This is a genomic window from Streptomyces polyrhachis, from assembly GCF_042663125.1.
Classification (GTDB): domain Bacteria; phylum Actinomycetota; class Actinomycetes; order Streptomycetales; family Streptomycetaceae; genus Streptomyces; species Streptomyces polyrhachii.
In genome coordinates this window covers 11,753-32,177 of record NZ_JBHSZO010000051.1, presented here as the reverse complement: position 1 = coordinate 32,177, position 20,425 = coordinate 11,753, and the positions used below count along the sequence as shown (strand labels likewise).

The following is a 20,425-nucleotide window of genomic DNA, read 5'->3' as shown; positions in this document are numbered from 1 at the left end:
CCCGGCGCCGTCACCCCGCGCCTGGTACGCCCGCGCCCGCCCGCCACCGTCGTCGCCGCCTGTGCCGCCGCGCCGCTGCTCGCCGCGCTCGGCCTGTGCTGGACGCTGTGGTACGGGCTGCGCCAGCCCGCCTCGGCCGCCGCCTTCGCCGCCGTCATCGCCCTGGGCGAGCTGGCCGCCTCCCGCGCCCGCGAGCGCCTCACGGCGCCCCTGGCGACGGCGGGCGCGCTGGCGTACGCGCTGCTGGGCGAGTCGGCCGGGCTGCGGTCCTTCGGCGCCGCCGCGCAGGCGGTGCCGCAGATCGTCGCGGTCGTCGCCATCGCCACCCTGCTGGGCAGCGTGCCGCGCATCGCGCGCGGCCACGGGCCGCCCCTCGCCGACCAGTTGGCGCGCCGCGTGCTCGTCACCGCCTTCGCGGCGACCTGCTTCCAGCCGCTGTTCACCACCGGCACGCTGGGCCGCCTCACCGGCGGGCGCGGCCCCGGCTACGCCCTCGTGCTCGTCGCCGTCCTGGCCCTGGCCGCGCTCTGCGACGCGGTGCTGGGGGCGGTGCTGGCGCGCGCCCGCACGGGCTGGCCGTTCGTGCCGCTGCTGCGCGACGAGCTGCGGGCGCTGGTGGGCATCGGCTCGGCGATGGTGGCGACCGGCGCGGTGATGGCGCTGGCCACGGCGGTGGCCGGGCTGTGGGCGCTGCCCGTCTTCAGCCTGCCGCTGCTGCTGACGCAGCTGTCCTTCCGCCGCTACGAGACCGTGCGCACCACGTACCGCCAGACCATCGCCTCCCTCGCCCGCGCCACCGAGATCGCCGGCTACACCCGCCCCGGGCACGCCCGCCGGGTGGCGGGCCTGAGCCGGGGGGTGGGGCGCGAACTGGGGCTGACGGAGGTGGAGTTGGACCTGCTGGAGCAGGCGGCGCTGATGCACGACATCGGGCAGCTCTCCCTGGTCGACCCGGTGGCCGACGGCGCCACCCAGCCGCTGCGGGCGGTCCAGCGGCGGCGCATCGCGCTGCTGGGGGCGGCGGTGGTGCGCCAGACGGGCGTGGGGACGCCGGTCGCGCAGATCGTGGAGCGCCAGGCGGAGCCCTATCGGGAGCAGCCGCTGGCGGCCCGTATCGTACGGGCGGCCAATGACTACGACGACCTGGCGGTGGGCAGCAGCAGCGTGCAGGGGCCGCTGCAGGCGCTGGAGCGGCTGCGGCTCGACACCGCCGAGGAGTACGACCCGAGGGTGGTGGCGGCACTGCACGGGGTATTGGCCCGGGGGAGCGTTCCGTACGGGGGCGGCTGGGCGCCGCAGGGCAGCACGGCCGCAGGTGGCGGGGGAGACGGGGGATGAGGGTGTGGAGCGGTGGGGGGCGCGGGCCGCGGGGCCGGTGGACGCTCCGGGAAGCGCGGGTCAGGCACGGCATGGTTGGATGCGAATCGTGAGGATATTCGGCAAAGGACGGCATCGGCCCTCCGCCTCGTGGCGGCAGGCGACCGACCGTGCTTTCACGCTGATCGGCGACGGGCGCTACGAGGACGCGGGCGCGTTGCTCACGCGCGCGGCGGATCTGGAGCCGTGGCTGGCGGAGTCGTGGTTCAACCTGGCGCTGCTGCACAAGTTCCGCCACGACTGGGAGCAGGCGCGCGCCGCCGGGCTGCGGGCCGTCGCGCTGCTGGACCGCGCGGTGGGCTCGCCCGACTGGTGGAACGTCGGCATCGCCGCCACCGCGCTGCAGGACTGGCCGCTGGCCCGCCGGGCCTGGCAGGCGTACGGGCTGCGGGTGCCCGGCTCGGAGAGCCCCGGCCGCGACCCGGCGCAGCTCGCGACGGCCGAGCCGCTGGGGATGGAGCTGGGCAGCGCGGCGGTGCGGCTCTCCCCGGAGGGCGAGGCGGAGGTCGTCTGGGGACGGCGCCTGGACCCGGCCCGCATCGAGGTGCAGAGCATCCCGCTGCCCTCCTCGGGGCGCCGCTGGGGCGAGGTCGTCCTGCACGACGGCGTCCCGCACGGGGAGCGCACGGTGAGCGGGACGGGCGCCGGCTACGCCTACCCCGTCTTCGACGAGATAGAGCTGTGGGCGCCCTCCCCGACGCCCACCTGGGTCGTCCTGCTGGAGGCCGCCACGGAGGCCGACCGCGACGCGCTGGAGGACCTCGCGGCGGAGGCCGGCTACGCGGCGGAGGACTGGTCCTCCTCCGTGCGGCTCCTGTGCCGGACCTGCTCGGAGAGCCGGATGCCGGCCGCCGAGGGCGGCGCCGGGCTCCTCGACCCGCACGACCACAGCGAGCCCGGCCGGCCGGGCCCGCTGGTGCACCGCATGGACAGCCTCTGGGTGCCCGAGCGCGAGTGCGGCCTGGCGGCGCCCGCCACCCTGGTGCGGGGGCTGCTGGACAGCTGGGCGGCGGACAGCCCGGACAGCCGGGACTGGCGGGATCTGGAAGAGGTCGGGTAGCCGGCGGGGGTCCGACCGGCACCGGGCACGGGCTGTCGGACCCGCCGCGTAGGCTTGGGCCCGCAACCACGATGACCCGGAAGGCGTAGGACGGACGATGACTCAGCACGCTCAGGTGGACGACCCCTCGGCAGAGGCGGCCGGCGAGGTGGTGTACGTCGACGACGTCACGGACGCCGAGGAGCGGGAGGCCGCCTTCCGCGAGCGCGGCACGGCCCGCCCCATCACGGTCGTGGGCAATCCGGTGCTGCACCGCGAGTGCCGGGACGTGACGGTCTTCGACGCGGAGCTGGCGGCGCTGGTGGACGACATGTTCGCCAGCCAGCGGGCCGCCGAGGGCGTGGGCCTGGCCGCCAACCAGATCGGCGTGGACCTGAAGGTCTTCGTCTACGACTGCCCCGACGACGAGGGCGTGCGCCACGTCGGCGCGGTGTGCAACCCGGTGCTGGAGGAGCTGCCGGCCGAGCGCCGGCTGCTGGACGACGGCAACGAGGGCTGCCTGTCGGTCCCCGGCGCCTACGCCGAGCTGGCCCGCCCCGACTACGCGGTGGTGCGCGGCCAGGACCTCGCGGGCAACGACATCACGGTGCGCGGCACGGGCTACTTCGCCCGCTGCCTGCAGCACGAGACGGACCACCTCTACGGCCGGCTCTACATCGACCGCCTCTCCAAGCGCGACCGCAAGGACGCCCTGCGGCAGATGGCGGAGGGCACACCGCGCTACGAGGTCGTTCCGAACGACTGAGGTACGCCAACCCGCCGCCCCGCCCGATCACTTGACCTCGACCGGGCGGGGCGGCGGTCGTGTGCCCCCGGTTGCGCCGCCGGACCAGACCATTGGCGGCGGCAGGCCCTGTTGACGTGTACCCGCCGTGCCGCGAAGCTCGACGCACTTCCATCCCCCAGGCGCGGAGGTGCGCGTTGTTACGACGTACCGTCAGGCTGCTTCTCTCGGTGCTGCTCGTCGCCGCAGGCGCGATCGGCGGCACAGTCGCCACCGCGGGCACGGCGCACGCGGACGAGTGCTATACATGGGGCCGGACCCTCTCCCAGGGCACGTCCGGCGCTGATGTGACCCAGTTGCAGATCCGGGTCGCCGGCCACGTCGCGTACGGCGAGATCCTCGCCTACGACGGCGACTTCGGCCCGGCGACCAAGGCCGCGGTGACCCGCTTCCAGCAGGCGTACGGGCTGGCCGCGGACGGTGTCGCGGGCCCGGCGACCTTCAGCAAGCTCTACTCGCTGCAGGACGCGGACTGCACACCCATCCACTTCACCTACGGCGAGCTGAACGACTGCAACTCCACCTGGTCCGGTGGTGCGGTCAGTGCCGCGACGGCCAAGGAGAACGCCAAGCGCGTCATGTGGAAGCTGGAGGCGATGCGCAAGGCGCTGGGCAGCGTCCCGATCAACGTCTCCAGCGGCTTCCGCTCGTACTCCTGCAACAGCGCGGTGGGCGGCGCCTCCAACAGCCGCCACCTCTACGGGGACGCGGCCGACCTGACGGGCTCACCCTCGCTGTGCACCCTGGCGCAGCGGGCCCGCTACCACGGCTTCGGCGGCATCTTCGGCCCCGGCTACCCCGGCCACAGCGACCACACCCATGTGGACGGCCGTACCAGCAGGGCCTGGTCGGCGTCCAACTGCGGTATCTGACCGGTCAGTCCACGGTGCGCCCACCCGGGTCCGGGTGGGCGCACCGCCCCGTCCCCAGGGAGCCACCCGGTGCGCCTCGCCCTTCGCCCCGCCCTCCGCGCCGCCGCCCTCGTCCTCACCGCGGCCCTGCTCGCCGCCTGTACGGACGCGGCCGAGCCCCGCGACACCTCCCGACCGGCCCCCGCGCCCCGTACGGCGGCGCCCGCGGCCGCCCACAGCCTGACGGCGAAGCTGCGCTTCCCCCTGGACCGCTACGGGATCACGGACGCCGACCAGCGCCTTCTGGAGCGGGCCCGCGACCGCCTGGCCGCCGACTGCATGCGGCGCCACGGGCTCACCTACGTACCGTCGCGCCCGGCGAAACCGGCCGGCGTGGGCCCGTACACCTACCTCTACGGCGTGGACGACCCGGTGCTGGCCGCCGAGTACGGCTACACCGACCCCCGGGCCCTGGACCCGAAGGCCGGAGTCCCGCCCCGCGAGCGGGAGTTGACGGCGGACGAGGAGCTGGTCCTGCACGGCGACCAGGACCTGGCCCCGGCGGAGGTGCCCAGGACGCTGGAGGCGGCCGAGGCGATGAAGGGGCCGCGGTTCGCGGGCCGCGAGGTGCCGGTGCTCGGCTGCTACGGCGACGCGGTGCTGCGCGTCAACCGGCCGCGGGCGGACTGGGTGGACCCCACGGTGCTGACCGAACTGGCCGAGGAGGCGGCCCTGGAGGCCAACGGGGACCCGCGGGTGAAGAGCCTCCTCGCCGAATGGTCGCGCTGCATGGCGGCCCACGGCCACCGCACGAAGAGCCCGCTGACCGCCCGCGAGGAGCTGGGCCTGGTCGGCGACGCCAGGCTCAAGGAGGCGGTCGAGGCCGCCGTCCACGACGTGGCGTGCAAGAAGGAGACGCGCCTGATCCCCCGCTGGTCGGCGGTGGACGCCGACTACCAGCGCCGACTCATCGCCGATCAGCGGGAGTTGCTGGACAGGTATGACAAGCAGCACCGGGAGAGGACAGCCCGGGCGCGGGCTGTCCTCTCCCGGTGAGATCCGAGCGGCGGGCGCGGCTCAGAAGTCGTCGTCGAAGCCCACGGAGCCCTCGACGGCGACCTGGTAGGCGGAGGCGCGCCGCTCGAAGAAGTTCGTCAGCTCCTGGACGTTCTGCAGCTCCAGGAAGGAGAACGGGTTCTCCGAGCCGAACACCGGCGCCAGCCCCAGCCGTACCAGCCGCTGGTCGGCCACGCACTCCAGGTACTGCCGCATCGACTCGGTGTTCATCCCGGCCAGCCCGTCGCCGCACAGGTCGTGCGCGAACAGCAGCTCCGCCTCCACCGCCTCCCGCAGCATCGCGGTGACCTGGGCGCCCAGCTCCTCGTCGAACAGCTCCGGCTCCTCGGCCCGTACGGTGTCCACCACGTGGAAGGCGAAGTCCATGTGGCAGGACTCGTCGCGGAAGACCCAGTTGGTGCCGGTGGCCAGCCCGTGCAGCAGGCCCCGGCTGCGGAACCAGTACACGTAGGCGAAGGCCCCGTAGAAGAAGAGCCCCTCGATGCAGGCGGCGAAGCAGATCAGGTTGAGCAGGAAGCGCCGCCGGTCCGCGGGCGTCTCCAGCCGGTCGATCTTCTCCACCGAGTCCATCCAGCGGAAGCAGAAGCGCGCCTTCTCGCGGATGGAGGGGATGTTCTCCACCGCCGCGAACGCCGCCGCGCGCTCCTCGTGGTCGGGCAGGTAGGTGTCCAGCAGGGTCAGGTAGAACTGGACGTGCACGGCCTCCTCGAAGAGCTGGCGCGAGAGGTAGAGGCGCGCCTCGGGGGAGTTGATGTGCTTGTAGAGGGTCAGCACCAGGTTGTTGGAGACGATCGAGTCGCCGGTCGCGAAGAACGCCACCAGCCGCCCGATCAGGTGCCGCTCGCCCGGCGTCAGCTTCGCCAGGTCGGCGACGTCGGTGGCGAGGTCGACCTCCTCGACGCTCCAGGAGTTCTTGATCGCGTCGCGGTAGCGGTCGTAGAACTCCGGGTAGCGCATGGGCCGCAGGGTCAGCTCGAAGCCGGGGTCGAGCAGGTGCTTGGCGGGGGCTGGGTCGGGAGCGGTGTCGGGAGCGGTGGTGGGAGCGGTGGTGGGAGCGGGGACGGTGGTCACTGGCATGCCTCGCAGGACTCGGGGTTCTCCAGGGAGCAGGCGAGGGCCTCGGGGTCCGCCTGCGGTACGGGCACGGGCACGGCCGCCGGCGCGGCGGCGGCGCGCGCGGACTGGGCGATGCGCGTCGCGGGGCGCGAGCGCAGGTAGTACGTGGTCTTCAGCCCGGACTTCCAGGCGTAGGCGTACATCGAGCTGAGCTTGCCGATGGTGGGCGCGGCCAGGAAGAGGTTCAGCGACTGCGACTGGTCGAGATAGGGCGTACGGGCCGCCGCCATGTCGATCAGCGCACGCTGCGGCAGCTCCCAGGCGGTGCGGTAGAGCGCCCGCAACTCAGCCGGGATCCAGGGGAGTTCCTGGACGGAGCCGCTGTGCTCGCGCAGTGCCTCGCGGGTCTGGGCGTCCCAGATCCCCAACTCCTTGAGGTCCTCCACCAGATAGGCGTTGACCTGGAGGAACTCCCCGCTCAGCGTCTCGCGCTTGAAGAGGTTGGAGACCTGCGGCTCGATGCACTCGTAGACCCCGGCGATGGAGGCGATCGTCGCGGTGGGGGCGATGGCCAGCAGCAGCGAGTTGCGCAGCCCGCTGCGGGCGACGCGCTCGCGCAACGCGGTCCACTTCTCGGGCCAGTTGACCGTCGCCGAGGGGTAGTGGTCGGGGTGCAGCACGCCGCGTGCCGCCCGGGTCCGCGCCCACGCCGGGTGCGGACCGGACTTCTCCGCCAGCTCGCAGGAGGCGTCGTAGGCGGCCAGCATCAGGCACTCGGAGATCTTCGTGGACAGGGCCCTGGCCTCGGGTGAGTCGAAGGGCAGCCGCAGCCGGAAGAAGACGTCCTGCAGGCCCATCACGCCCAGGCCCACGGGCCGCCAGCGCGCGTTGGAGGAGGCGGCCTGCCCGGTGGGGTAGAAGTTGACGTCCACCACCCGGTCGAGGAAGACCACGGCGGTACGGGCCGTGCGGGCCAGGCGCTCGAAGTCCACCTGCCCGTCGGGGCCCAGGTGTTCGGCGAGGTTCACCGAGCCCAGGTTGCACACGGCCGTCTCGCCGTCGTCGGAGACCTCCAGGATCTCCGTGCACAGGTTGGAGGAGTGGATGGTGCGGCCCGGCTCGGCGGTCTGGTTGGAGACCCGGTTCGCGGCGTCCTTGAAGGTCATCCAGCCGTTGCCGGTCTGCGCCAGGGTGCGCATCATCCGCCCGTAGAGCTGGCGGGCCGGCACCTGCCTGACGTACCGGCCCGCCTCCTCCGCGCGCCGGTAGGCCGCGTCGAACTCATCCCCGTAGAGGTCGACCAGCTCCGGTACCTCCCCCGGGGAGAAGAGCGACCACACCTCGTCGGCCTCGACGCGGCGCATGAACTCGTCCGGGATCCAGTGCGCCAGGTTCAGGTTGTGCGTACGCCGGGCCTCCTCACCGGTGTTGTCGCGCAGTTCGAGGAACTCCTCGACGTCCGCGTGCCAGGGCTCCAGGTAGACGCAGGCGGCGCCCTTGCGCTTGCCGCCCTGGTTGACGGCGGCGACGGATGAGTCGAGGGTGCGCAGGAACGGCACGATGCCGCCGGAGTGCCCGTTGGTGCCCCGGATCAGCGAGCCGCGCGAGCGCACCCGGCTGAAGGGGATGCCGATGCCGCCGGAGTGCTTGGAGAGGCGGGCGACCTGGTGGTAGCGCTCGTAGATGGAGTCGAGGTTGTCCTGCGGGGAGTCCAGCAGGTAGCAGGACGACATCTGGGGGTGGCGGGTGCCGGAGTTGAACAGCGTGGGGGAGGACGGCAGGTAGGACAGCGTGCTCAGCAGCCGGAACAGCTCCGCGACCTCCTCGACCGCGCCCTCGGCCGGTGCGGCGCCCGGATCGGCGGCCAGCCCGGCGGCCACCCGCAGGAAGAAGTGCTGCGGCGTCTCGATGACCTGGCGGTTCTCGGGGTGGCGCAGCAGGTAGCGGGTGTGGACGGTGCGCAGCCCGAAGTAGCCGAAGCGGTCGTCGCGTTGCTCGGCGAGGGCCTCCTCCACCAGCGCGTCCAGCCGCTCGGCGTGCCGGGCGGTGAACGCGGCGGTGGCGTCCGCGACCAGGCCCTCGCGGTGGCCCACGGCGATGGAGGCCGAGAAGGAGACGGCGCCCTGGCCGGCCGCCTCGGCGCGTACGGCCAGGGTGAGCAGCCGGGCGGCGAGCCGGGAGTACTGCGGCTCCTCGCCGATCAGCCCGGCGGCGGCCTCGGTGGCCAGCGCGCGCAGGGCGGCCTCGTCGGAGTCGGACCGGCTGCCGCGCAGGGCGGCGGCGACGACCCTGGCGGGGTCGACGGCGGGGAGGTCGGCGGCCAGTTCGCTCAGTGTCGCGAGCAGCGACGCGGAGTCGGGCGCGGGCGGCGGGGCGGGCTGCGTGGGCACGGTGGCGGGCGCCACGGGCGGGGCGGTGGTCATACGGTGGTGCACTCCCTCGCTCGGCGAAAGCCGCGCGGGGGGCGTGCGGACGCGCACGACGGCACACCCGTGCCCCGTGACGCCCCTGGCCCAACCCGCGAGACCCGGACGGATACGACGCCCCTGTGACGGGGGCGCGGTGTCGGCAGGTCCTCGGGCTCGCGGGCGCCCGTATGCCGCGGTGTATCCGCGCGAGAGCCCGCACACCGTTGCGGGACAGCTCCGGAATTCCACCGGATTCCCCTGCGGCGACAGCGGTGTTGAGCATACATGTTGGGGGAGATGGTGGCGGTCACCCCCAGATGTTGTGTCGCCTCTGCTGCTGCCCGCGTTGCCGTCGGCCCGTACGGGACAGGGCCGCCACCCGGTGCACCGGATGGCGGCCCTGTTCTGCGACGGCCCTGCGACGGCCCTGCGACGCCTCAGCAGCAGCGGAAGCCGCCCTTGGGATCGGCCTCCCGCGCGTCCATGCGGCAGCGCTCGAAGGTGCGGCGGTCCATCACCTCCGCGTCCGGATCGTGCCCGCGGGTGTGCTCGACGTAGCGCTCGTAGGCCGTCTCGCCGGTCAACTCCCGCAGGTAGCGCCAGACTCCGCGCCCGGACCTGCGCACCTCCGCGAGGACGGCCGAGGCGGCCGAGGCGGTCAGGACGGCCCTGGCGGTCATGACACCGCCCCCTCCTCGGCCCCGGCCCGCTGCCCCGGAATGCGCCCGCCGCCCGAGCCCAGGCCGGCCGCGGCCAGCTCCGCCTTCTCCTCGCTGGTGGGGAGGAGCTGCGCGGGCGCCACGTAGGCCGACTCCGTGTACGGCTCCTCGCGGTCGACCACCGAGTCCGGGTGGCGCAGCGCCTTGACGCAGACCCGTACCGCGTCGGCGACGACGATCACGACCAGGAGCGCGAAGGCGGCCGACAGGACGCCCTGGACGGTGGTGTTGGTGACGATGGTCTCCATCTCGTCCATCGTCTTCGCCGGCGGCATGACCGTGCCCGCGTCGATGGCGAGTCGGGCGTTCTCGCGCTGCTGGAAGAAGCCGACGCGCGGGTCGTCGGAGAAGACCTTCTGCCAGCTCGCGGTGAGCGTCACCACGGCCACCCAGAGCATCGGAAGGCCCGTCACCCAGGCCCACTTCAAGCGGCCCGACTTGATCAGCAGGGTGGTGCAGATCGTCAGCGCGACCACGGCGAGGAGCTGGTTGGAGATGCCGAAGAGCGGGAAGAGCTGGTTGATCCCGCCGAGCGGGTCCTTCACGCCCGTCCACAGGAAGTAGCCCCACAGTCCGGTGACGACCGCGGAGGTGGCCAGCAGGCCGGGGCGCCAACTGATGTTCTTCAGCGGCTTGTAGACGTTGCCCAGGGTGTCCTGGAGCATGAAGCGGCCCACCCGGGTGCCGGCGTCCAGCGCGGTGAGGATGAAGAGCGCCTCGAACATGATCGCGAAGTGGTACCAGAACGCCATCATGCCGTCGCCGGTCGCCTCGGAGAAGATCAGCGCGACGCCCACCGCGAAGGTCGGCGCCCCGCCGGTGCGCGAGAGCAGCGAGGGCTCCTCGACCAGCTTCGCCCAGTGCGCGAGCGTGTCGGGGGTGATGGTGTAGCCCAGGCCCGTGATGGCCTGGGAGGCGGACTCCACCGTCGTGCCGATCACGCCGGGCGCGGAGTTCATCGCGAAGTACAGCCCCGGGTCCAGCACGCAGGCCGCGATCATCGCCATGATCGCCACCGAGGACTCCATCAGCATGGAGCCGTAGCCGATCATCCGGATCTGCGGCTCCTTCTCCACCATCTTCGGCGTGGTGCCCGAGGAGATGAGCGCGTGGAAGCCGGAGATGGCGCCGCAGGCGATGGTGATGAAGACGAACGGGAAGAGCGAACCGGCGAAGACCGGGCCCGTACCGGCGGTGGCGAAGTCGGTGACCCCGTCCATCCTCAGCATCGGGGCGGCCACCAGCACGCCGACGAAGAGCAGCCCGACGGTGCCGAGCTTCATGAAGGTGGAGAGGTAGTCGCGCGGCGCGAGCAGCATCCACACCGGCAGCACCGAGGCGACGAAGGCGTAGGCCACCAGCCAGACGACCAGCGCCTCCTTGCTCAGCGTGAAGGTGTCCGCCAGCGAGGACTGGGCCACCCAGCGGCCCGCGACCAGGGCGAGCAGCAGCAGGCCGACGCCGATGAGGGAGACCTCCGCGACCCGGCCGGGGCGGATGACGCGCAGGTAGAAGCCCATGAACAGGGCGATCGGGACCGTCATGCCGATGGAGAAGGTGCCCCACGGGGAGGCGGCCAGGGCGTTGACGACCACCAGGGCGAGCACCGCCAGCAGGATGATCATGATGGCGAAGACCGCGAGCAGCGCGGCGGCGCCGCCGACGGGGCCGATCTCCTCACGGGCCATCTGGCCCAGGGAGCGGCCGTTGCGCCGGGTGGAGAAGAAGAGCACCACCATGTCCTGCACGGCGCCGGCGAAGATCACGCCGGCCACGATCCAGATGGTGCCCGGCAGGTAGCCCATCTGCGCGGCCAGTACCGGCCCGACCAGCGGTCCGGCGCCGGAGATGGCCGCGAAGTGGTGGCCGAGCAGCACCCGGCGGTCGGTGGGGTGGTAGTCGACGCCGTTGTCCAGCCGCTCGGCGGGGGTGGCCCGCCGGGCGTTGAGCCTCAGCACCCGGTAGGCGATGAACTTCGAGTAGAAGCGGTAGGCGATGGCGTACGAACCGAGCGCGGCGGCCACTATCCACGCGGCGGAGACCTCCTCGCCGCGGGAGAGGGCCAGCATGCTCCAGCCGAGCGCGCCGACCGCGCCGACCAGGCTCCAGACCGCGATCGACCGCGGCGTCGGCTTCGCCCGCCGACCGGTGTCCGGTGGTGCTTGGGTCCCCGAGGACCCTGAGGTCTCTGACATAGCGGCTCCGTCCCCTGGACAGCAACTCTTGTTGCGGTGCGCAGGAAATGTAGAGCAGCTCTGTGGTCTGCGTCACCACCCGTTCGTATAGCGGATCGGTTACGACGCTGAGCGCACGTCCGCGATGTCCCCGGATGGGATGGTCGGTGAAGGGCCCGGCGCCGCTCAGCCGTTGGGGCGCTGGAGCCGGGCGACGAACTTGTAGCGGTCGCCGCGGTAGACCGAGCGCACCCACTCCACCGGATCGCCGGCCGCGTCGCGGGAGTGCCGCGAGAGCATCAGCATCGGCAGCCCCACGTCCGTCCCCAGCAGGCCGGCCTCGCGCGGGGTGGCCAGCGAGGTCTCGATGGTCTCCTCGGCCTGGGCGAGGTGCACGTCGTAGACCTCGGCCAGGGCGGTGTAGAGCGAGGCGTACTTGGCGAGGTTGCGGCGCAGGGCGGGGAAGCGCTTGGCGGAGAGGTGGGTGGTCTCGATGGCCATCGGCTCGCCGCTGGCCAGCCGCAGCCGCTCGATGCGCAGCACCCGCCCGCCGGTGGTGATGTCCAGCAGCCCGGCCAGGCGGTCGTCGGCCGTCACGTAGCCCAGGTCCAGCAGCTGCGAGGTGGGCTCCAGCCCCTGGGCGCGCATGTCCTCGGTGTACGAGGTGAGTTGGAGCGCCTGGGAGACCTTGGGCTTCGCGACGAAGGTGCCCTTGCCCTGGATGCGCTCCAGCCGGCCCTCCACGACCAGCTCCTGCAGCGCCTGGCGCACGGTGGTGCGGGAGGTGTCGAACTCCGCGGCGAGCGTGCGCTCGGGCGGCACCGGGGTGCCCGGGGGGAGCGTCTCGGTCATCGCCAGCAGATGCCGCTTGAGGCGGTAGTACTTGGGCTCGCGCGCGGTGCGCTTCGCGGCGGGGGCCGCCGCCCGCGTGGCGGATGTCCGGGGGTCCGGTGTGCCCCCGTGCGCCGTACCGGCGTTCGTCCTCATCGGTTCCTCCGTTGGCTGCGGCTCACATCCTGGCACGTTCCGCGGGGAGCTTCCGACAGGCCCGGGCCCACGCATCGGTCCGGTAACGGCGGGTGGTTGGGGGCGGATGGACCCCTTGACACCCTCATTGGTCTAGGCCAAGCTGCGGTCAGTTGATTGGCCTAGACCAAAGCTCCCTACTGGTCTACACCATTAAAGACCACACGACAGCCCCACGGGCAGTGCCCGACCAGGATTTCCGTCGGGGCGCCCGAGGAGGATGGCGTGAAGCGCAAGATCATTGCGGCGGTGGGTGCCGCGGCCCTGATAGCCGGGCTCGCGGCCTGCGGTTCCGACGACGACGGCAAGGCGGGCGGCAAGGGCGCGGGCCCCGAGAGCTTCAAGGGCCAGACCCTGACCTTCTGGACGATGACCGGCTCCGCACCCGAGAAGTGGGTGTCCGACCTGAAGGCCGACTTCGAGAAGAAGACCGGCGCGAAGCTCAAGGTCGAGGTCCAGGAGTGGAACGGCATCCAGCAGAAGATCACCACCGCGCTCTCCGAGTCCGCCCCGCCGGACATCGTGGAGATCGGCAACACCCAGACCCCGGCCTACGCGGCCACCGGCGGCCTCGCCGACCTCGCCGACCTCAAGGCCGAGATCGGCGGTGACTGGACCGAGGCGCTCAACAAGGCGGCGGTCTACGACGGCAAGCAGTACGCCGCCCCCTGGTACTTCGCCAACCGCGTGGTCGTCTACAACAAGAAGATCTGGGCCGAGGCCGGGATCAAGGACGTACCCAAGACCCGCGCCGAGTTCTTCGACGCGCTGAAGGCCATCGACGAGAAGACCGACGCCGAGCCGCTCTACATGCCCGGCCAGAACTGGTACTTCTTCGACGGCCTGCTCGTCGGCAAGGGCGCCGAGCTGGTCAGGAAGGACGGCGACGGGTGGGTCTCCAACCTCGCCGACCCCAAGGTCGGCGAGGCGATGGACGTCTACAAGCAGTACGCCTCCTACTCCAAGGCCCCCAAGGACAAGGACGAGGCCACCCCGCAGCAGGCCGAGGTCTTCGCCCAGGGCAAGACCGGCGCCTTCATCGGTATGGGCTGGGAGGCCGGTACGGCCATCGCCGCCAACAAGAAGATCGAGCCGGACGTCGGCTACTTCACCATCCCCGGCGAGAGCGCCGACCGCCCCGAGGGCGTCTTCCTCGGCGGCTCCAACCTCGCCGTCGCCGCCGGCAGCGAGAAGCAGGAGCTGGCGCAGGAGTTCCTGAAGCTGGCCCTCTCCGACACGTACGAGGGCCAGTTGGCCAAGCTCAACGGCGTCATCCCCAACAAGGAGGCGCTGCAGTCCCACCTGGCCGGCAACCCCGCCGCCGAGGCCGCCGCCCCCTCCGCCGCCTTCGGCGGCACCACCCCGCTGATCCCGCAGTGGGGCCCGGTGGAGAACGCGCCCAACCCGATCAAGACGTACATGACCCTCGTCCTGCAGGGCAAGCCGCACGCCGAGGCGGCCGAGCAGGTCGAGGAGGAGTTCAACAAGCGCCTCTCGCAGGAGCAGTGACACGGCACGCGGGGGCGGGCGCCCGATCCGGCGCCCGCCCCCGCGGGCCCACCCGAAGGAGTACACCGATGTCCCTGACGTCCCGGGCGCGGCTGCGGGCCGGGGCCGCGCTGCCGTACCTGCTGCTGCTGCCGGCGCTGCTGGCCACCGCCGCGCTGCTGGTCTGGCCGCTGGTGAAGAACGCCCTGCTGTCGCTGCAGAACCTCAACATGCGCCAGCTCATCCAGCACCTCACCGAGTGGAACGGCGTCGAGAACTACACCGAGACGCTCGGCAGCGAGCAGTTCTGGCGCGTCACCGCCCGCTCGATCGCCTTCACCGCGGCCAACGTCGCCCTCATCATGGTGCTCGGCACCCTGGTGGGCCTGCTCCTCGCCCGGCTGGGCCGGCGGATGCGCCTGACGCTCTCCGTCGGGCTGATCCTCGCCTGGGCGATGCCCGTGATCGCCGCCACCACCGTCTTCCAGTGGCTCTTCGCCGCCCGCTTCGGCGTCGTCAACTCGCTGCTGGACACGCTCGGTTGGCACGCGATGGCGGACTACAACTGGACCGGCGGCCAGCTCTCCACCCTCTTCGTGGTGACCCTGCTCCTGGTCTGGCAGTCGATCCCCTTCGTGGCCTTCAACCTCTACGCCGCCACCACCACGATCCCCGCCGAGCTGTACGAGGCCGCGCGGCTGGACGGCGCCGGCGCGGTCAAGCTCTTCACCACCGTCACCTACCCCTTCCTGCGGCCCTTCCTGCTGGCGACGACCTTCCTCGAGGTCATCTGGATCTTCAAGTCCTTCGCCCAGCTCTTCGCGATCAACGAGGGCGGCCCGGAGCGGCTGACGGAGACGCTGCCCGTCTACGCCTTCGTCGAGGGCGTCGGCAACCAGCACTACGGCATGGGCGCGGCGATCTCCGTCCTGACGATCCTCGTCCTGCTGGGCCTCACCTCGTACTACCTCCGCCTGACCCTGAAGCAAGAGGAGGAGCAGCCGTGAGGCGCCCACTCGCCGGACGGATCTGGCCCAACGCCACGGCCGCCGTCCTCACCCTCGTCCTCGCCTTCCCCGTCTACTGGATGTTCTCCACCGCCTTCAAGCGGCGCGGCGACATCGTCACCGAGACCCCGGTGTGGTTCCCCGTCGACGCCACCCTCGGCAACTTCCGCACCGCGGTGCAGTCCGACGGCTTCTGGACGCTGGTACGCAACTCGCTCACCGTGACCTTCGGCGCCGTCCTGCTCTCGCTGGCCGTCGCGCTGCTGGCGGCCTTCGCGCTGGCGCGCCTGCGCTTCCGGGGCCGGCGCGGCTTCGTACTGCTCTTCATGGTCGCGCAGATGGCGCCGTGGGAGGTCATGGTCATCGCCGTCTACCTGATCGTGCGCGACGGCGACATGCTCAACAGCCTGCTGCCGCTGACCCTCTTCTACTGCGTGATGGTGCTCCCGCTGACCGTCCTGACCCTGCGCGGCTTCATCGCCGCCGTGCCCAGGGAGCTGGAGGAGGCGGCCATGGTCGACGGGGCCAGCCGCACCCAGGCGTTCCTGAGGGTGGTCTTCCCGCTGCTGGCACCGGGGCTGATGGCCACCTCGCTCTTCGGGTTCATCACCGCCTGGAACGAGTTCCCGCTCGTGCTCATCCTCAACAAGCAGGCCGAGGCGCAGACGCTGCCGCTGTGGCTCTCGCGCTTCCAGACCGCCTTCGGCGACGACTGGGGGGCGACCATGGCCGCGGCCTCGCTCTTCGCCGTACCCGTGCTCGTGGTCTTCCTGGTGCTGCAGCGTAAGGTCACCGGCGGGCTGACCGCCGGCGCCGTGAAGGGATAAGGGGATTCAGGGATGTCCACAGTCATGCAGGCGGGGAGCACGCTCACCCGCGACGCGCTGACCGTCCTGCAGCCCGGCTTCGGCGGTCTTCGGCCGCCGGCCTGGCTGCTGCGCCGGCTCGACGAGGGGCTGACCGGCGTCGGCCTCTTCGGCCGCAACGTGCGCGACGCGGGGCAGGTCGCCGACCTCACCGCCGAACTGCGGTCCGTACGGCCCGAGGTGCTCGTCGCGATGGACGAGGAGGGCGGCGACGTCACCCGCCTGGAGGTCCGCCGGGGCTCCTCCTTCCCCGGCGCCCTCGCGCTGGGCGCGGTGGACGACACGGCGCTGACCCGGGCCGTCTACCGCGAACTGGGGCGGCGCCTCGCCGAGGTGGGCGTCACCATGGACTGGGCGCCCTGCGCCGACGTCAACTCCGACCCCCGCAACCCGGTGATCGGCGTGCGCTCCTTCGGCGCGGACCCGGCGCTCGCCGCCCGGCACACCGCCGCCGCCGTCCGCGGGCTGCACGAGGCGGGCGTGGTCGCCGTGGTCAAGCACTTCCCCGGCCACGGGGACACCTCCGTCGACTCCCACCTCGCGCTGCCCCGCATCGACGCCCCCCTCGACGTGCTCCGCGAGCGCGAACTGGTGCCCTTCCGGGCCGCGGTCCAGGCCGGGGCGAAGGCCGTGATGACCGCGCACCTCGTGGTCCCCGCCCTGGATCCCGAACGGCCCGCGACGCTCAGCCACCGGGTACTGACCGGGCTGCTGCGCCGCCCACAGGCCGAGGGCGGCCTCGGCTTCGACGGGGTGATCAGCACCGACGCGATCGAGATGCAGGCCATCGCCGACACCTACGGCATGGCGCGCGGCGCGGTCCTGGCGCTGGCGGCGGGCGCGGACGCGCTGTGCATCGGCTTCCACGGCGACGACGAGCTGCTGCTCTCCCTGCGCGACGCGATCGTGGCGGCCGTACGGGCGGGAGAGCTGGCCGAGGAGCGCCTGGCGGACGCCGCCGCCCGGGTGCGGGCACTGGCGCGGTGGACCGCCGAGCAGCGGACCGGGGGGAGGGGGGCGGCGGCTGCGGCGCAGGGGAGCGCATCCGCCGCACCTGCCGCCCTTGCCGGCCCAGCCGACTCGGCCGACTCGGCCGTCGGCCTCACCGCCGCCCGCCGGGCGCTGCGGACCACCGGCGGGGCGGGCGCCTTGCCGCTGACCGCCCCGGCGTACGTCGCCTGCTTCACCCCCGTCGCCAACAGCGCGGCCGGCGAGGAGACCCCCTGGGGCCTGGGACCGGAGCTGGCGCGCCTGCTGCCCGGCACGACGAGCGGCAGCTACGGACCCGGCGCCACCGGCGGCGACGCCGCCGCGATCGCGGGGGAGCGCCCGGTGGTCGCGGTGGTGCGCGACCTGCACCGCCACGCCTGGATGCGCACCGCCCTGGCCGGCCTGCTCGCCGCCCGCCCGGACACGGTGGTCGTCGAGATGGGCGTCCCGCAGTCCCCGCCCCAGGGAGCCGCGCACCTCGCCACCCACGGCGCCTCACGCGTCTGCGCCGCCGCCGCCGCGGAGGCGCTCACCGCCCCCCGCTGACCCCGGCCCCGCCGCCGGGGGGCGCGGGGCCGCGACGAGCCACCGGGACGCGCCTCCCACCGCGTCCCGGTGGCTCCCCTACGTACGGAACCGGCCGCCCGCGACCCCGCCCAACCTCCCGCCCCCTCTGCTAAATTGGTCTACACCACTGTGCTTATCCACCGTGCTCACCGGACCCCGACAAAGGCAGGCCAGCGTGGAAGTTGTCATCGTCCCGGACGCGGCGGCGGGCGGCGAGCTGATCGCCGGAGCCGTCGTGGACCTCCTGCGCCGCAAGCCCGACGCCCTGCTCGGCGTCGCCACCGGCTCCACCCCGATCCCGGTCTACGAGGCCCTCGCCGCGACGGTGCGCGCCGGCGGCGTGGACGTCTCGCAGGCGCGCGTCGCCCAGCTCGACGAGTACGTCGGCCTGCCCGCCGGGCACCCCGAGTCCTACCGCTCCGTGGTGCTGCGCGAGGTCGTGGAGCCGCTGGGGCTCTCCCCGGACGCCTTCCTGGGCCCGGACGGCGCCGCCCATGACGTACAGGCGGCCTGCGAGGCGTACGACAAGGCGCTGGCCTGGGCCGGCGGAGTGGACCTGCAACTGCTGGGCATCGGCACCGACGGCCACATCGGCTTCAACGAGCCCTGCTCCTCCCTGGCCTCGCGCACCCGCATCAAGACCCTCACCGAGCGCACCCGCCGCGACAACGCCCGCTTCTTCGGCGGCGACGTCGACCAGGTCCCCCACCACGTGATCACCCAGGGCATCGGCACCATCCTCGACGCCCGCCACCTGGTCCTGCTGGCCACCGGCGAGGGCAAGGCGGACGCGGTCGCCGCGACGGTGGAGGGCCCGGTGGCCGCGATCGTCCCGGCCTCCGCGCTCCAGCTGCACCCGCACGCCACGGTGGTCGTGGACGAGGCGGCGGCCTCGAAGCTGAAACTGGCCGACTACTTCCGCCAGACCTACGCGGGCAAGCCGTCCTGGCAGGGCATCTGACGCGGCGGGCCGGCTGACGCGGCGGGGCGCCCGGTCGGGGAGGCGCCCCGGGCGGCGCCCCCCGGAAAACACTTCGGGCCGCGGCGCCAGGAGCGGGACCCTCAACCCGCCCGGCACCGCAGCCCGGAGCTGATACCGGGCAAAGGACATGGCAGGGTGTGCGGCCCCGCGGCCTGTGACCGGCGGAGGTCGCGACGCGGTCAGGGCAGAGAGCGTCGCGATCCTCGATCCCGCCCTCCCGCGCGTCAGTGCGCGGGGGCCGGAAGTCGTCCCCTGCATTGTGGACTAGACCACTCCCCGCCGTCCAGGGGTATGCGTACGGGAACTCGACAGCAGGACCATCGTACGGCGTACGAGGCCCCCCGCGCGCCGCCGTACGAAGTCCCCTCCCGCACCCAGCCTCTAAACTCGCCCCGTGCCCTCCATGAACGACCTCGTGCGCCAGCAGACCGCCCTGTCCGAGACGGACCTTGAGTGGCTCCACCTGCTCGTCTCCGAGTGGCAGCTGCTCGCCGACCTCTCCTTCGCGGACCTCGTGCTGTGGATCCCGACCCTGGAGGGCTCCCGCTACGTCTCCGTGGCGCAGATGCGGCCCAACACCGGCCCCACCTCGTACCACGACGACATGGTCGGCCACATGGTGCCGCGCGGCCGGCGCCCCATGCTCGACGCCGCCCACGACGAGGGCCGGATCGTGCGCGAGGGCGACCCGGAGTGGCGCGAGGAGGTGCCCGTACGGGTCGAGGCGATCCCCGTGCGGCGCGACGGGCGGGTGCTGGGCGTGATCGCCCGCAACACCAACCTGCTCACCGTGCGCACCCCCAGCCGGCTGGAGCTGACCTATCTGCAGAGCGCCTCGGACCTGGCGCAGATGATCGCCGCGGGCGCCTTCCCCTTCCCCGGCCAGCAGTTGGAGACCGACGCCTCCCCGCGGGTGGGCGACGGGCTGATCCGCCTCGACGCCGAGGGCCTGGTGCAGTACGCCTCGCCCAACGCCCTCTCCGCCTTCCACCGCCTGGGCCACTCCTCCGACCTGGTCGGCCTGCACCTGGGCCGCGCGACGGCCGAACTGGCCGTGCAGCGGGGCCCGGTGGACGAGGCGCTGGTGAAGCTGGCCAGCGGCTGGGCGCCGCGTGCGACGGAGGTCGAGGGCAAGGGCGGCGTGATCCAGCTGCGGGCGATCCCGCTCAAGCCCAAGGGGCCGCGCATCGGTTCGCTGGTGCTGCTGCGCGACGTGACGGAACTGCGCCGCCGCGAGCGCGAGTTGCTGACCAAGGACGCCACCATCCGGGAGATCCACCACCGGGTGAAGAACAACCTGCAGACCGTCGCGGCCCTGCTGCGGCTGCAGTCGCGCCGGCTGGCCGCGCACGATCCGGACGGCCGGGCGCGCGAGGCGCTGGACGAGGCGGTACGGCGGGTCGGCTCGATCGCGATCGTGCACGAGACGCTCTCGCAGAACCTCGACGAGCGGGTGGAGTTCGACGAGATCGCCGACCGCGTGCTGGCGATGGTGGCGGAGATCTCGCCCGGCCGGGTCGCCCACCGGCGCACCGGGCGCTTCGGCATCCTCGACGCCGAGGTGGCCACCCCGCTGTCCATGGTGCTCACCGAACTGCTGCAGAACGCCCTGGAGCACGGCTTCGGCCAGGGCGACACCGGCACGGTGGAGGTGCACGCCCTGCGCTCGGGCACGCGCACGCAGGCGCGACTGCTGGTGACCGTACGTGACGACGGCTGCGGGCTGCCGACGGGCTTCGACGCGGTGACCGCCGGGAACCTCGGCCTGCAGATCGTACGGACGCTGGTGGAGGGGGAGTTGGGCGGCACGTTCACGATGGAGAACGCGCCGGACGGCGGGACGACCGTCACACTCGATCTTCCCGTGCAGCCGGACAAGCGTTAGATCGACAATTCCATTGGCGGGCCCGGCAATTGGGGTATCCCCTGCTCGAAGAGCTGGGGGAGGGGTGGGGAAATGCGAGAGCCCCGGAACCGGGGGCGGTTCCAGGGC

At 72.7% G+C, this 20,425-nt stretch carries 16 protein-coding genes and 1 riboswitch; of the genes, 11 read left to right on the top strand and 5 right to left on the bottom strand.

Annotated elements, in window-relative coordinates; all coding sequences use genetic code 11:
- Positions 1–21 precede the first annotated feature (21 nt).
- The 5 genes from ACFQLX_RS23670 to ACFQLX_RS23650 all read left to right on the top strand — a co-directional run bounded on the left by ACFQLX_RS23670 (position 22) and on the right by ACFQLX_RS23650 (position 5,128).
- The gene (locus ACFQLX_RS23670) at positions 22–1,338 is read left to right on the top strand and encodes an HD-GYP domain-containing protein (protein ID WP_386418289.1); all 1,317 of its coding nucleotides are present in this window, start codon (positions 22–24) and stop codon (positions 1,336–1,338) included.
- Positions 1,339–1,426: 88 nt separating this feature from the next.
- Complete coding sequence (locus tag ACFQLX_RS23665; RefSeq protein ID WP_386418282.1) at positions 1,427–2,437, top strand: tetratricopeptide repeat protein; 1,011 nt, start codon at positions 1,427–1,429, stop codon at positions 2,435–2,437.
- Positions 2,438–2,534: 97 nt separating this feature from the next.
- Positions 2,535–3,182, top strand: a complete 648-nt coding sequence (gene def, locus ACFQLX_RS23660) for a peptide deformylase (protein ID WP_386418281.1) — start codon at positions 2,535–2,537, stop codon at positions 3,180–3,182.
- A 176-nt stretch (positions 3,183–3,358) separates the two neighbouring features.
- A complete protein-coding gene (locus tag ACFQLX_RS23655; protein ID WP_386418279.1) occupies positions 3,359–4,093 on the top strand; it encodes a D-Ala-D-Ala carboxypeptidase family metallohydrolase in 735 nt (244 codons plus the stop codon).
- Between the two features lie 69 nt (positions 4,094–4,162).
- Positions 4,163–5,128, top strand: a complete 966-nt coding sequence (locus ACFQLX_RS23650) for a hypothetical protein (protein ID WP_386418278.1) — start codon at positions 4,163–4,165, stop codon at positions 5,126–5,128.
- Between the two features lie 21 nt (positions 5,129–5,149).
- Here the strand turns inward: ACFQLX_RS23650 and ACFQLX_RS23645 are convergent, their stop codons facing one another.
- The 5 genes from ACFQLX_RS23645 to ACFQLX_RS23625 form a co-directional block, all read right to left on the bottom strand.
- Positions 5,150–6,106, bottom strand: coding sequence for a ribonucleotide-diphosphate reductase subunit beta (locus ACFQLX_RS23645; RefSeq protein ID WP_386418287.1), 957 nt, complete (start codon positions 6,104–6,106; stop codon positions 5,150–5,152).
- A gap of 110 nt (positions 6,107–6,216) precedes the next feature.
- Positions 6,217–8,628, bottom strand: a complete 2,412-nt coding sequence (locus tag ACFQLX_RS23640) for a ribonucleoside-diphosphate reductase subunit alpha (protein WP_386418277.1) — start codon at positions 8,626–8,628, stop codon at positions 6,217–6,219.
- A gap of 148 nt (positions 8,629–8,776) precedes the next feature.
- Positions 8,777–8,871: riboswitch (cobalamin riboswitch) on the bottom strand.
- Between the two features lie 179 nt (positions 8,872–9,050).
- Complete coding sequence (locus ACFQLX_RS23635) at positions 9,051–9,293, bottom strand: YbdD/YjiX family protein (protein ID WP_386418276.1); 243 nt, start codon at positions 9,291–9,293, stop codon at positions 9,051–9,053.
- Positions 9,290–11,527 (bottom strand): carbon starvation CstA family protein, encoded by a 2,238-nt coding sequence (locus ACFQLX_RS23630; RefSeq protein WP_386418274.1) that lies wholly within the window; start codon positions 11,525–11,527, stop codon positions 9,290–9,292. Before ACFQLX_RS23630 ends, ACFQLX_RS23635 begins: the two co-directional genes overlap by 4 nt.
- Positions 11,528–11,692: 165 nt before the next feature.
- Entirely contained in the window at positions 11,693–12,493 is an 801-nt protein-coding gene (locus ACFQLX_RS23625) for a GntR family transcriptional regulator (protein WP_386418272.1), read from the bottom strand.
- Between the two features lie 264 nt (positions 12,494–12,757).
- Here ACFQLX_RS23625 and ACFQLX_RS23620 point away from each other — a divergent pair, with 264 nt between their 5' ends.
- From ACFQLX_RS23620 to ACFQLX_RS23595, 6 genes are all read left to right on the top strand, one after another.
- On the top strand, positions 12,758–14,041 hold the full coding sequence (locus tag ACFQLX_RS23620) for an extracellular solute-binding protein (RefSeq protein WP_386418270.1): 1,284 nt from the start codon (positions 12,758–12,760) through the stop codon (positions 14,039–14,041).
- A 68-nt stretch (positions 14,042–14,109) separates the two neighbouring features.
- On the top strand, positions 14,110–15,027 hold the full coding sequence (locus ACFQLX_RS23615) for a carbohydrate ABC transporter permease (protein ID WP_386418268.1): 918 nt from the start codon (positions 14,110–14,112) through the stop codon (positions 15,025–15,027).
- Positions 15,024–15,854, top strand: coding sequence for a carbohydrate ABC transporter permease (locus tag ACFQLX_RS23610; protein WP_386418266.1), 831 nt, complete (start codon positions 15,024–15,026; stop codon positions 15,852–15,854). Before ACFQLX_RS23615 ends, ACFQLX_RS23610 begins: the two co-directional genes overlap by 4 nt.
- A 12-nt stretch (positions 15,855–15,866) precedes the next feature.
- The gene (locus ACFQLX_RS23605) at positions 15,867–17,429 is read left to right on the top strand and encodes a glycoside hydrolase family 3 N-terminal domain-containing protein (protein ID WP_386418265.1); all 1,563 of its coding nucleotides are present in this window, start codon (positions 15,867–15,869) and stop codon (positions 17,427–17,429) included.
- Between the two features lie 196 nt (positions 17,430–17,625).
- Entirely contained in the window at positions 17,626–18,411 is a 786-nt protein-coding gene (gene nagB, locus ACFQLX_RS23600; protein ID WP_386418264.1) for a glucosamine-6-phosphate deaminase, read from the top strand.
- A gap of 424 nt (positions 18,412–18,835) precedes the next feature.
- On the top strand, positions 18,836–20,317 hold the full coding sequence (locus ACFQLX_RS23595) for a histidine kinase N-terminal domain-containing protein (protein ID WP_386418286.1): 1,482 nt from the start codon (positions 18,836–18,838) through the stop codon (positions 20,315–20,317).
- Positions 20,318–20,425 lie beyond the last annotated feature (108 nt).